The 12,278-nt window shown below is 70.9% G+C and carries 14 protein-coding genes; 10 read left to right on the plus strand and 4 right to left on the minus strand.

Annotated features, from left to right (window positions below; genetic code table 11):
* Positions 1-16 precede the first annotated feature (16 nt).
* The 4 genes from ACFY3N_RS14580 (at position 17) to ACFY3N_RS14595 (ending at position 2,077) form a co-directional block, all read left to right on the plus strand.
* Complete coding sequence (locus tag ACFY3N_RS14580; RefSeq protein ID WP_390817012.1) at positions 17-451, plus strand: Rrf2 family transcriptional regulator; 435 nt, start codon at positions 17-19, stop codon at positions 449-451.
* Between the two features lie 407 nt (positions 452-858).
* On the plus strand, positions 859-1,293 hold the full coding sequence (locus ACFY3N_RS14585; RefSeq protein WP_390817013.1) for an ATP-binding protein: 435 nt from the start codon (positions 859-861) through the stop codon (positions 1,291-1,293).
* Between the two features lie 89 nt (positions 1,294-1,382).
* On the plus strand, positions 1,383-1,682 hold the full coding sequence (locus tag ACFY3N_RS14590) for a hypothetical protein (RefSeq protein ID WP_390817014.1): 300 nt from the start codon (positions 1,383-1,385) through the stop codon (positions 1,680-1,682).
* On the plus strand, positions 1,679-2,077 hold the full coding sequence (locus ACFY3N_RS14595; protein WP_390817015.1) for a PIN domain-containing protein: 399 nt from the start codon (positions 1,679-1,681) through the stop codon (positions 2,075-2,077). Before ACFY3N_RS14590 ends, ACFY3N_RS14595 begins: the two co-directional genes overlap by 4 nt.
* A gap of 121 nt (positions 2,078-2,198) precedes the next feature.
* On the opposite strand, the gene ACFY3N_RS14600 is transcribed toward ACFY3N_RS14595, so the two are convergent.
* Positions 2,199-2,381 (minus strand): hypothetical protein, encoded by a 183-nt coding sequence (locus ACFY3N_RS14600; protein WP_390817016.1) that lies wholly within the window; start codon positions 2,379-2,381, stop codon positions 2,199-2,201.
* Between the two features lie 488 nt (positions 2,382-2,869).
* On the opposite strand from ACFY3N_RS14600, the gene ACFY3N_RS14605 reads away from it, so the two are divergent.
* Positions 2,870-3,370, plus strand: coding sequence for a hypothetical protein (locus ACFY3N_RS14605; RefSeq protein ID WP_390817017.1), 501 nt, complete (start codon positions 2,870-2,872; stop codon positions 3,368-3,370).
* Between the two features lie 222 nt (positions 3,371-3,592).
* Complete coding sequence (locus ACFY3N_RS14610) at positions 3,593-4,870, plus strand: hypothetical protein (RefSeq protein ID WP_390817018.1); 1,278 nt, start codon at positions 3,593-3,595, stop codon at positions 4,868-4,870.
* 60 nt (positions 4,871-4,930) lie between these two features.
* Here the strand turns inward: ACFY3N_RS14610 and ACFY3N_RS14615 are convergent, their stop codons facing one another.
* Positions 4,931-5,575, minus strand: a complete 645-nt coding sequence (locus ACFY3N_RS14615; protein WP_390817019.1) for a hypothetical protein — start codon at positions 5,573-5,575, stop codon at positions 4,931-4,933.
* Positions 5,576-5,704: 129 nt separating this feature from the next.
* On the opposite strand from ACFY3N_RS14615, the gene ACFY3N_RS14620 reads away from it, so the two are divergent.
* Positions 5,705-6,301: a hypothetical protein gene (locus ACFY3N_RS14620; RefSeq protein WP_390817020.1), complete on the plus strand. Its 597-nt coding sequence runs from the start codon at positions 5,705-5,707 to the stop codon at positions 6,299-6,301.
* Positions 6,302-6,334: 33 nt separating this feature from the next.
* Here ACFY3N_RS14620 and ACFY3N_RS14625 read toward each other — a convergent pair whose 3' ends face one another.
* Both ACFY3N_RS14625 and ACFY3N_RS14630 read right to left on the minus strand, forming a co-directional pair.
* On the minus strand, positions 6,335-6,835 hold the full coding sequence (locus ACFY3N_RS14625; protein ID WP_390817021.1) for a hypothetical protein: 501 nt from the start codon (positions 6,833-6,835) through the stop codon (positions 6,335-6,337).
* Positions 6,836-7,334: 499 nt separating this feature from the next.
* On the minus strand, positions 7,335-7,529 hold the full coding sequence (locus ACFY3N_RS14630; protein WP_390817022.1) for a hypothetical protein: 195 nt from the start codon (positions 7,527-7,529) through the stop codon (positions 7,335-7,337).
* A gap of 206 nt (positions 7,530-7,735) precedes the next feature.
* Between ACFY3N_RS14630 and ACFY3N_RS14635 the strand changes: the two genes are divergently transcribed.
* Genes ACFY3N_RS14635 through ACFY3N_RS14645 form a run of 3 tightly spaced genes read left to right on the plus strand, consistent with a single transcriptional unit; the run spans position 7,736 to position 12,232 of the window.
* Positions 7,736-10,171: an AAA family ATPase gene (locus ACFY3N_RS14635; protein ID WP_390817023.1), complete on the plus strand. Its 2,436-nt coding sequence runs from the start codon at positions 7,736-7,738 to the stop codon at positions 10,169-10,171.
* Positions 10,168-10,545: a hypothetical protein gene (locus ACFY3N_RS14640; protein WP_390817024.1), complete on the plus strand. Its 378-nt coding sequence runs from the start codon at positions 10,168-10,170 to the stop codon at positions 10,543-10,545. Before ACFY3N_RS14635 ends, ACFY3N_RS14640 begins: the two co-directional genes overlap by 4 nt.
* Positions 10,546-10,594: 49 nt before the next feature.
* Positions 10,595-12,232: a hypothetical protein gene (locus tag ACFY3N_RS14645; RefSeq protein WP_390817025.1), complete on the plus strand. Its 1,638-nt coding sequence runs from the start codon at positions 10,595-10,597 to the stop codon at positions 12,230-12,232.
* Positions 12,233-12,278 lie beyond the last annotated feature (46 nt).

Here is a 12,278-nt window from a genome sequence, read left to right on the forward strand (position 1 = left end):
CCGAGAGGAGGGGTTCATGAGTGCCAACAGCAGGCTGACCATCGCCGCCCACGCGCTGGCCTGGATCGGCCTCTACCAGCGCCAGGGCCATGAGGTCGCCACCTCCGAGCAGATCGCGACCAGCGCGAACACCAACCCCGTGGTGATCAGACGACTGCTCGGCGAACTGCGCAGGGCCGGGCTCGTGGAGTCCCGGCGGGGTGCTGGCGCGGGCTGGTCGCTGGCACGCGAGCTGGAGTCGATGACCCTGCTCGACGTGTACGAGGCGGTGGAACCCGGCCCACTGTTCGCCATGCACCGCACCACCCCGAACCAGGGATGCGTGGTGGGTCACGGCATCCAGCCGGTGATGCAGGGCATCTACGAGGGCATCGAGGAGACCCTGAGACACGAACTGGCCCGCGTCACGCTCGAGACCGTACTCAGGGACGTACTCGCAGCACCTCGCTAGCCTCCCCGTCACGCCCTGACAGCACCCGGATCCCCCTCCACGCCCAGGCCGGTGAACAGCCTGGCAGCCGGTCACGCCGAAGACGGTTGCGCCCTCTCCCGCTCCGGGGCCGGCTTGCCGGTTCGCGCTCGCCTTGACCGGGCGACCTTCCAGGATCCGGTGCACGCTGGATCCCGAGCCGCTGGACCGGATCACCGCACGGCGCGCGGAGCTGGACGAAACCGAAGCCGCTCCGGAGGTCTCGACACACCGTCGGACCTGGTCAGGGGAGCCCGGACTTCCCGAGCCGACAGGCATCGGAGCGGGTGCCCGACACTCGCACCCCGCACAGCATGTGTCCGTACGATGACTCGACGTACGGGGCTCTCCTCTGGAACGCGCCCCCGCGCGCCCGCCACGGTGGCCCCATGAGCACAACCACCCCACAGCTCCCCGCCGCCGCGCGGACGTTCACGCAGCAGTTCTCGTCCACCCGGCGCGGTGCCCGCCTCGCCCGCCTGCTCGCCTACGAGCAGCTGCGGACCTGGCAGGTGTCACCCGGCGTCACCGACCGCGCGGAGCGGATCGTCGCGGAGCCGGCCGCCAACGCGGAGCTGCACGGCCACGTTCAGGGCCGCGACTTCCGCCTCGCCCTCACCCACGACCCGGCCGCCGGCGTCCTGCGCATCGCGGTCACCGACGCCCGCGGGGACCGGTTCCCCTCCCCCGTCACGGACTTCGTCACGCCATTGGACGACGAGTCGGGCCGGGGCCTGCTCATCGTCACCGCCCTGACCGACCGCTGGGGCAGCGAGCCGTGTCCGCCGGGCGGCAAGACCGTCTGGGCCGAGTGCGCGTGCTGAACGCCGTCATGTCCGCCGACCCGCTCGATGGGGTGAGGCCGCCGTCGCTCAGGTCTCCCATCAGCGATGAGAACGGTATGGTCGACGGTATGGCAACCAAGAAGTACACCGTCACGCTTCCCGAGGAACTCGCCGAGGCCATCCGGGCGGAGGTGGGCCCCGGAGGGTTCAGCCGCTATGTCACGCAGGCCATAGAGCGTCGGCGGGAGCAGGACCGGCTCGGCGAACTCGTCGACTGGCTGGAGACGGAATACGGCCCTGTCACCGAGGAGGAACTGGCCGCGGCCGAGGCCGAGCGCAAGAAGATCGAGCACGCCCATGCGGAGAGGGTCCGTGCGGAGCGTGTCACCGAGCAGCAGAAGGCCGGACAGGAGCGGCACGTCGCGTGAAGAACAGCATCGTCTATCTGCTCGACTCCGAGGGCCTGTCCCAGACCGTGCGGGGGGTCACCGCGATGAAGGGGCGCCTCAAAGCGGCCCACCTCTCCGGCATCCGCGTGATGACCACGTCCATGACCTTGATCGAGGCGTACGACGTACGGACCTACCTCCCGGCCTGGCACCGGGCCCTCTCCCGGATCCACGTCGAGCCGGTGACCGAGGACATCGCCAAGGACGCCGTCGAGCTGCTCAAGGAAGCCGGCCTCCACGGCCACAAGTACGCTATCGACGCGGCCCTGGCCGCCGTCGCCCTGCGACAGCCGGGGCCGGTCACGGTCTTCACCTCCGACGAGGACGACCTGCGCAAGCTGTGCGGGGACCGTGTGGTCGTCATGGGCCTGTGACCTGCCTGTCCGCTGCCCCACCCGCCTCGGGGGCGGAAGCGGCGGACAGGGCACGGGCCGACTCAGCGGGCCTCTCCTCGTCCTCGATCCGACAGGCGGCGCCGGCCACGACCAGCAGAAGTCACCAACCGGGACAACGGCTCCACCAGCACGAACCCCAGCCCTCGACGTACTCGCTGCCGCTGGGCGAGTCGAGGATCTGGAGCAGCGGGTCACGCGCCAAGGTGTCGAGCACCCATGACAGTTCGTGACGGCTCACTAGGTCCACGGGCCGTGCCTCGATCCCGTATACGGCGCCGAGCACCGCGCCCGTCGCACAGGCGACGGAGTCGCCGTCCGGCGCTCCCGCCGCGAACCGGAGTGCGGTTCCGAAGTCGGCTCGGTCGGGGGAAGGACACCGCGGCTCAGACGCAGAGGCCGCCGTACAACGCCGAAGGCGCGCCGGAACACCGTCACGAGGTGATGACGCCCGTCGCCGCGGCCCGGTGAACGGGGTCATCGGCACAGTGCACCTCCTGACTGACGCCGCGAACGGCCGTCCGGCGGACAACGTCCTTTCACGCAAACCGTGCTGATGAGTCATGTGCTCCCCCGGTCTCCTGCTCCCCGTGACCACTGTCCACTCTTGACGGTCCACATCGGCGATAGTACACACCCTGCAAAAAATAACTTGTTGACATAATCAACGCACATGCCTCATGCTCCAGTTCGCAACGGCATGACCAGCCCAGCCGCACCCACGTGCCTCAGCTGCCGTGCGCCCACCTCCGCTCACCGTCCCCGGGAGAGACCGTGAATCCGCAGAACCACCCGCAAGGTCCGTCCGACATACGGCCGTTGCGCAAGCGCAAGAGACTGTGGGCCGTCGGGGCCGCCCTGTTCGCCCTGGGAGCGATCGGCGGCACCCAGACCGCGCAGGACGAGGTGGACGCCGCCCAGGCCCTGGCCGCCAAGCCCGTGCCGACCGTCACGACCACCACCACGGCGACGGCGACGGCGACCGTCACCGCCGAGCCGGAACCCGCCCCCACGGTCACCAAGACCAAGAAGGTCACCACACCCGGCCCGACCGTCACCGTCACCAAGACCGCCCGGGCCGCCGCCGGATCCGGCACCAGCAGCAGCACCGGCAGCGACAACGGGACCTGCTCCATCACCTCCAACTCGGGCAACTGCTACCAGGCTGGGCAGTACTGCCGGAACAGCGACCACGGGGCCACGACGACGACCGCGGGCGGCACCCGGATCACGTGCAGGTACAGCTCGAACGCATGGCGCTGGTCCTACTCCTGACGGGCGGCACGGCGAGGCCGCGAGCCCGCTCCCGACGGCGCCCGCCTACAGGGACGGCTTGGTGCCCGGCACCCAGTCGAAGCCGAATCCGTAGGCGCGACCGAGGAGTTCACCCGCAAGGCGGCGCGACAGCTCGCCCTGCGCGCCCCCTCCCGTCCGGACCCGGTCGTCACGGACACCTGGTGCCAGCCCAGCCTCTACGGCGAAGCCCAGAAGTCGCTGATGACTCGCACCGAGGCCTGCCTCTTCTACGACATATCGTTCGTGGCGGAGACCAAGGCCCAGGACGGTGTGGTCCCGGTGAAGTACGAGGCGCGCTACGAGGTGCACTTCCAGGTCAAGACCGACGCCCACGGCGACTCCATCAAGACGTGGGTGCAGATCAACCCGGTCTACAACAACTTCCCCGGCGACGAGAACGCGGTCGTGATGGGCGCCGGTGATCCGAACGCCTGGTTCGACTCGATGTGCGTGAGCGCTGCCTGCAACGCCGGCGGCGACAGCAACCGGCAGAACATCGACTTCTACGGTGATCTGACCTGGAAGGGAGGCATCAGCGGCAACACCCCGGTCGACACCCACATGGCCACCGGCACGGCCGACCACAAGTGGAACGGCAGCGTGCAGAACGCTTCCGGCACCACCGACGGCGACCTGTCGGCGATCATGGCGGTGTCCTTCAACGCACGGCCGGTGACGTACGTGGACCCGCCGCCCGGCATCGACGGCAGGAAGCGCGAGTGGAAGGACGACTACACGGGCTGGCAGTCCCCGAGCCTGATCGTGGCCTGCGATAAGGTCGCCTTCAACGGCACCCCGGGATGCGTGCTGCCCCAGTACGCCCCCACCTACCGGTTCAACACCGCCGCCTACCCCGAGGCGGCCGCGCACGCCTGGGTGATCCAGAACAAGTCCAAGATCGCGGGCGTCGGGCAGAGCTGGGACGCGCCGCTGAAGTACCTGGCGCCGCAGGCCCGCAACAAGGAGGCCTACGAACCGCAGCGGAGCCGGGACGCGATGTGCACCCGGTACCAGGGGGCGAAGTCGGCGAGCACCGGGTGGGTTCCTCGCAAGACGTTCCTGCCGCATCCGAAGACGGCCCTGCACCACGTCGGGCCGCATCTGGACGAGGTGAACTGCGACGAGTTCCCGTTCGCCTCGACGTACCAGTCCGCCGGCATGAAGGCGGTCAACGGCGGCCTGAACGAGGCCCCGAACGGGGGCGCCGACTGCATCCAGACGGTGTCCGCCGTCGCCGACGACGGGAAGACGCACTTCCTGGACGACACCCGGTACGACGCGCCGTCGTTCACCGAGAACTGCGGCCGCTCCTCGATGTCCGGTGATGTCAATCAGGGTTCGATGCGGCCCTTCGGCGAGTTCGCCAAGGCGATGCGGCTGCTCGACACGCAGGACTACTTCCTCGACCCGGGCAACGCCTGGTTCAAGGGGTGCGACACCTCGAAGGCCGTCCTGGTCTGCACCATGGCGAAGCCGTAGTCACTCCGCTGTGAAGCCGGCGGGGCCCGTCCCGATCCCTCGGGGCGGGCCCCGTCCCGCTCAGTGCAGCGGTTGCCAGTCGGCGTGCGTCTCGTCCAGCCTCGGCAGCTCCGGGTCCTGCCAGATGAGACAGCTGTGGACGATGCCGGGCACCTGGGATCCCATCCGGCCGGCCGGGCCCTCGATGAGCGTCTGACGGACGGTTTCGAGATAGACGGCGAGCGTCGGATACGAGGGCTCGTTCATGTACACGCCCTCATAGCTGGTCCATTCACCCAGACCGGCCGCCGACAGGTACAGACCGGCATCGGTCGCCTCGGCGTAGTTGCCGAAGGGCGCCACCCACTCCACGCCCTCCCAGTAGTCCTTGCCCTGGGGATCGAACCCGGCGAGGCGCGGCCTGATCGACTGAGCGGGCGTGAGCAACAGCCCGTGGGGCAGGAACCGTCCGGTCGCCACCTCGCCCTCCTCGTCCAGCTCGTCGAGATCGAGCTGCCGTACCCCGCCGGCCTCCGCCCACAGGGCCAGGAGGTCGGGCGGGAAGCGGAAGTCGCAGCGCTCCCCCAGGCGGCCCTGCGCCTCCGCGATCTCGTCCGCCGCGGCAGGCGGCAGCAGGGAGGCGTACGAGGTCGGGGCGTGCACCCGCAGCCACTCGGTCAGCCACCGCCAGCCGTCCACCGTCCGCCGTACGTCTTGCGCGTTCACAGGTCACAACCCTCCGCAATCGGCTCATCAGCCGGACGCCCCACCGTACCGAGCCAACTCGCACGTCCACAGCCGGAGTGGATCGTCGAGCTCGGTATCGGCGCCGGCTTGCCGCCCCCCGCGGGTGGCGTGACCTCCTTCGGCGCCGCCTTCCGGCTACTGAAGGACACCATCGAGATGGATCTCGCCGCGCTGAAGGCGGAGAGCCACGACGTGTACCGGCCCGTGGTGCTCTCCCCCGAGCCCGCCGTCCACTCCCTGGACTGCGACGGCTTCCGCCGGGTGGGACGCGCGGCGGTCCAGGCCCAGGCCGCCACTCCGGACTGGAACGACCCGCTCGCGTCCTCCACCGACGCGACGGTGGACACGGACGCCTACAAGACGGCTCCGGTGGCGAGACGCATCGTCGCCCGGCAGCCGTACGTCAGACCGGGCCAGGACCTGGAACTCGTCCCCGGCTGCCTCGACGACCGGCAGAGCGACGGAGTGCGCAGGCTCTTCGCACAGGCCGCCGGCGAGCGCGGCAGCCGGCCCCGGCCGGGCGAGTGGCGGACCGTGTTGGGCGAGTGGCGGACCGTGTTGGGCGAGTGGCGGACCGTGTTGGGCGACCGCGGCGTCATCAAGCTCACCGCGGCCACGCCCCGGGCCCGGCCCGCCGTCGACCGCACGGTCCTGGACAGAGCGCGCGACCGGACACCGATCAGGCTGCGAGGGCCGGTGCAGTAGAGGACTACCGGTTGCTGGGAACCGGACGCCGGCTCAGGCTGACGCCGGTTCCCAGCGGTAGGCGCCGGCGGCCCCGCCGTACGGCCGCAGCAGCGGCTCCAACTCCCCGCGGATCAGGTCCGCGTCCCCCTGCGGCAGCGTCAGCGATGCGCGCCGCATGCGCACGCTCCACGTCGCCGGGTCCGGGAAGACCGACAGCCGGGGCACCAGGTCGCGCAGGACGAGACCGTCGCGGAACGGGGCCAGGCCGGACACCTCGATGCGGCAGCCCTCCGTGAAGGAGCGGTCGCCGAAGACGACCGGCTCGTCCAGCGCCCGTACGGGAGTGGCGACCGAGGCCCGGGCGATCACACGGCCCAGGTCACGGGTCGGGTTCCGGAAACAGCCTCGCGTCGTGTAAAGGAAGATCTCGTCACCCTCTTCCAGCGTCCGCGCCACCTTGGTCCGCCCGGCCGGGAACGCCATCCGCTGCTCGGTCACCACCCAGCTCAGGGCGGCCCGGTCTCCGATGATCAGCAGGTGCGAGGACGACATGCCGATCACCTTACCGAGGCCCCGGGCTCTCCCTCGCCCTCAAGGACGGCCTGTTCCACGTCCTGACGACCCATCCCGGGCTCGCCCGCGACCTGCACGGTGCCGCCGAGGCCTTTCCCACGGCCGCTTCCCCCGCCGCTGTGCTCCACGCCCTGGACCGCATCCGCTGCACGAGGCTCAACGCGCGCTATCGCGCGGCCCGCACCCGGGCCCGCCTCATCCTGCGCGGCGGTGGTGTGAGCGATCTCCTCACCGACCGCGGCATCGCGGCCGACGGACTGCTCCTGCGCATGCCCGCTCTCCGGGAGGCCGTCGTCCGGCGCCTCATGGTCGAGGCCGCCGCCCGGCACGGCGGTCGGGTCCTCCCCGGAAGAGGCGGTGCCGGAACACCGTTCGCGGGGACCTGGGCAAACCCTCCGCCTTCCGGCCCGACGTACTGTGTGACCGCCACGGCGTCAGCGCCGCGGACGTCCATCCAACTGCTCACCTACGGCGCCGGCTACAGCTCCCGCACCCGGCGAGCGCCGTCATCGCGCATCCGCGACCCGGTGGCCGCGCCCATCGCCTGCTGGAAGCCAACAGCCCTCGGGGCATGCTCCACGTCATCGGCATCGGCACCGACGCGCACCCCGAGCAGGCGGTCACGTGGATCGGGGACGCGCTCTTCTGAGCCGACCGCCACCAGCAGGCGCATCCTGGCGGTTCTCCACCACCCCCTTGTTCAACACGCGTAACCGATTGCCGTATCGAACACTCCTTCATGTGTACACATTTTCGAATTAACCTATTTCACTTAACTCGTTGACGATGCTCACAAGCAAGCGCCATCCTCTTGAGGCAAACAAGATGTCCATCGTTCTCAGGCGCACCTCATCTCGCGCTCCCACGAAAGGGACAGTCGTGACTGACCAACTGCAGACCTCCGCCGACTCGCCGACCTCCGTACGGGAGCTCCTCCTCGACCGACTCGACGGTTCGGACCTCACTGCCGAGGCGCGGTCCCTGCTGCGCGATCTGCTGCCGGACGAGCGGGTCAGGAGCCGCGAAGGGCGAGCGGGGCCGGTGCAGTTGCGGTCCATCACCGCGGCCGGCTGGCGAGGCATCGGTCCGCGGACCACCCTCGAACTGCCGCCCGGCCCCGGCCTGGTCGTCGTCGCGGGGCCCAACGGCTCGGGCAAGTCGAGCTTCGCCGAGGCCGCCGAGACCGCGATCACCGGACTCAATTCCCGCTGGGAGGGACGGCGGGCCGGCGACTGGCAGAAGGGCTGGCGCAACCTGCACAGCCCCGACGTCACGCCCGAGGTCGGAGTCGAACTGACCGTCGGCGAGCACGGCGAGGCCGTCACCGTACGGCGGAGCTGGTTCGGGACCAAGGTCGGCGAGGCCCGGACCGGGGTCGAGGGGGCGGACGGCTCGGAGCGGAGCCTGGACGAGGTCGTCGATTCCGAGGCGTTGGAGCTCGCCCGGCCCTTCCTGCCGTACAGCGAACTCGGCTCGATGATCAACGGCACACTCGGCGGGCTGCACGACGCCTTCTTCAAGCTCCTCGGGCTCGAGCTGCTCGCCGAGTTCGACGGCCGGGTCAAGGACGCGGTGGGCGAGTGCGAGCAGACGATCAAACGGGCTGACGCGCTCACCGTCCAGCTCCGTGAAACGCTGGCCGCACTCGACGACCCCAGGGCCCGCGAAGCCGCGCAAGCCCTGTCGGGCGTCCGGCCCGACCTCGACCGGGTGCGGACGCTGCTGGGCGGCCGTGCCCCGGCCGCCGAGGCCGAACTGGCCCGGCTGCGGCAGCGGGCGAGCCTGGCCGGGCCGGATCTCGCGGAGGTCGGCGGAGCCGTGGCCCGGCTGCGGAAGGCCGCCGCGGGGGCCGAAGAGGCCCGGTACGGCAGTGCCGAGGAGGCCCGACGCCTGGCCCGGCTGCTGGAGACGGCCATCGAGCACCAGCGGCGCTCCGGAAGCACGGACTGCCCCGTCTGCGGCACGGAGAACCGGCTCGACCGGGCATGGGCTGAGCAGGCGCGGGCCGAAGCGGAGCGGCTCCAGGCCGAGGCCGCCGACGCGCAGGCCGCCCGGCAGGACGTGGCGGTGGCGGTACGGGCCGTCCACGACCTCGTACAGCCGGTCCCGGTGTGGCTGCGCGGCGAGACGTCCCCGCTCGCAGCGGTGTGGCAGGAGTGGGCGCAGTGCCGGGACGTCACGCATCCCCGCGAGCTGGCGGACCGCGTCGAGCGTGCCGCGGCCACCCTGGACGACGCCTGCCGGCAAGTACGGGAGGATGCCTCCCTGCGCCTCGCCGAGCACGACGGCGCCTGGCAGCCGGCGGCCGCGCGGCTCGCCGAGTGGCTGGTCGCGGCGGAGGCCGCGGAGGTGGCACGGGAGCGGCGCAAGCACACGCGGAAGGCCCGCGGCTGGCTGCGCCCGATCATCGACGAACTGCGCGACGAGCGGCTGCGTCCCTTCGCGCAACGGTCGCAGGAGGTGTGGCAGAAGCTGTGCGAGCACAGCAGCGTCACGCTCGGCTCCGTCACCCTCGCCGGCACCCCCGGCCGCGGCAAGGTCGAACTCGGCGTCTCCGTGGACGACATGGACGCCCCCGCCTACAGCGTGATGAGCCAGGGCGAGCTGCACTCGCTGGCACTGTCCCTGTTCCTGCCGCGCGCCACGCACGCGGCCAGCCCGTTCGGGTTCCTCGTCATCGACGATCCCGTGCAGTCGATGGACCCGGAGAAGGTCGAAGGGCTGGCACGGGTTCTCGACGCCTGTGCCCATGACCGGCAGGTGATCGTCTTCACCCACGACACCCGGCTCCAGCAGGCCGTCGTCCACCTCGGCATCGAGGCGACCGTCCTGCGGGTCACCCGTCAGCCCGACTCGGTGGTGGGCGTGGAGACGGTGACCGACCCGGTGGAGCAGGCGCTCAAGGAGGCGCGGGACATCTCCCTGGACCCGAACCTTCCGCAGGGCGTCGCCGATCACGTGCTGCCCGCCATGTGCCGGGTGGCGGTGGAGGCGGCCTGTCTGGAGACCGCGCGGCGCCGACTGCGGGACGAGCGAGGGCTCGGCCTGCGGGACGTCGAGGAACGCGTCGCCTCCCTGGACCGCACCAAGACGTACGTGTCCCTCGCTCTGCTCGGGGACGAGCGGCAGCACGCCCGTGAGGCCGTCGAACGGATCTGCGCGGGCGGCTGGGCCCTGGTCGAAGTCTTCAACTCCGGTGCGCACGCGCCCCTTCCGACGGTGGAGGACCGCAAGAGACTGGTGCGCCGGACCGAGGCGCTGGCGGTGGCCATCCGGCGCAGCGGCGACTCCGAGGGCGTCGGAGGTGTCCGGTGAACGCGTCCCCGCAGGCCCTCGTGACCGCTGCCCGCAACCTCCTGCTTCCCGAACCCGGCACCGTGCACACCCTGGCGCCCGGTCTGCGCGCCCGCGCCGCCGCCGTGCTGCTCCGGATGGCGCTCGACGAGGCCCTGGACGCGTACTGGCGGCGGGTCACCCCGTCGATGACCCGGGTCGGCAAGCACCGGCTGCTGTGCCTGAGCTGGTACGCGGGCCACGAGACGGCCCGCCGCTGCCACACCACCTGGTCCGCGCTCAGTGCCGCCTGCCACTACCGCACCTGCGAACTGCCTCCGGCCCCCGCACAGATCCACACCCGTCTGCGGGAGGTCGCCGACCTGCTGACCGCACTCGGCGCCGCGGAGGACTGAGCGGTCGCCCCGTACACCCCCGCACGTCTCCGGACACGAGGATCCCGCCTTGGACACCCGCCGATACCGCATGGTCGTCACCAGCGGACTGGACTACGTCATGACCGGCGCACAGGTCGACGACCGGCTGCGCCGATGGCTCAGGGAACCCCCGAAGAGCTACGACGTCGACGCCTTCACCGAAGGCCGCAACGAGATAGCCTGCGGTGTCACCCTCGACCACGACTCCACCACCGGCGCATCGGGGGCGTACGGCCGCTGGCGGCTGCGCGAGACGCTGCCCGGCGGAACCTGGCAGACCACACTGCTGATCCGCCAGGCCGGAGACGGCCCGACCAGGGTCCAGCTGGACGTGGAACACCTGCCGGACGCCCCCGAGGACGTTCCCGTACCGGCCAAGACGCCCAGGCTCGCGCGCAGTCTCCTCGAGGTCCTCGACGCACGCGACGGCCGCGCCGACGTCACGGCCGAACCCCAGGTGGTCGAGGCGGAGGACGTCGACGCCGTCATAGACGAGCTGTGCGACGAGACACGGCGCCTGCCGGTCGTCGTGGCCAGCACGCCGTACGGAGCCGACTTCGACACCTGGCTGGAGAACAGCGTGGACCCGCTGGTCCGGCCCCTGGCCGGTCTGGCGATCCTCTACGTGCTCACCCCCGAGGCGGAGGCCCGCTTCAACCGCGCGCTGGAGTACCACCGGGTCTACGGCGGCGGCGTGCGCACTTACCTCCCGGGAGTCGACCCGGCCTGGCCCGCCGACGGGCAGCGGCACCGGGTGATGTCCCGCCGGCTGATCACCGACCGCCCGTCGCAGGCCCGCAGGATCATCGCCCAGCTGCCCCAGCGACTGGCCGCCCGTGCTCCCCTGCCCGCCGAGCTCGACTCCGTGCCGGTCATGCGGACCCGCACACCGGGTGACTCCGCCGCGCCCGAGCTGGAACGGCTGCGCGTCGAGAACGAGGTCCTCCACGAGATCCTGGAGGAGGCGGGGCGGGAACAACGAGTACGGGCCGACGAGATCCGCGACCTCAAGTACGAGCTGCGCAAGGCCGAGGACAACGAGACCCTACTGATCGCCGAGTACGACGAGCAGTACCGGGAACTGCACTCCGTTCGGGCGCAGTTGCAGGTGCTGCGCAGGCAGATGGTGGAGCTGGGCGCCGCCGCGGCCGCGTACACCCCGCTCACCGCGCCGGAGGACGGCCCGGAGTCCTTCGAGGAGCTCCTGCACCGCCTCGACGCCCTGCCCCGCCTGCATTTCACCGGCTCCCGGAAGGTGACGCTCGACCTCGACGCGCAGGCGTACGGCTCGTCCTGGGTGCGCATGACCTGGGACGCGCTGCTGGCGCTCGGAGACTTCGCCCGGGCGGCGACCGCCGGGCAGGTCGGCCGGGACTTCAAGCAGTGGTGTGCCGACGCCCCGGGCGGGGTCCGCACGATCTCACCCCGCAAGATCGTGCGGGACGAGTCCAAGTCGGTGAAGGGCAACTCCAGCTGGCGCCGGCAGCGTACGTTCCCCGTGCCGGAGCACGTCGATCCGGAACGGAAGGTGTTCATGGGCGCGCACGTACGCGTCGGCGGCGGCAACACGATCGCCCCGCGGCTGCACTACTTCGACGGGGCCTGTGCCGAGTACGGCATCTACATCGGGTACATCGGGCCCCATCTGTCCAACACGTTGACGTGACGGACCGCTGACCACCCGGAGGCGTTCAGCGAGTCAGCTGTGGACC

This window comes from Streptomyces sp. NPDC000348 (assembly GCF_042898795.1).
In the GTDB taxonomy this organism is placed as follows: Bacteria; Actinomycetota; Actinomycetes; order Streptomycetales; family Streptomycetaceae; genus Streptomyces.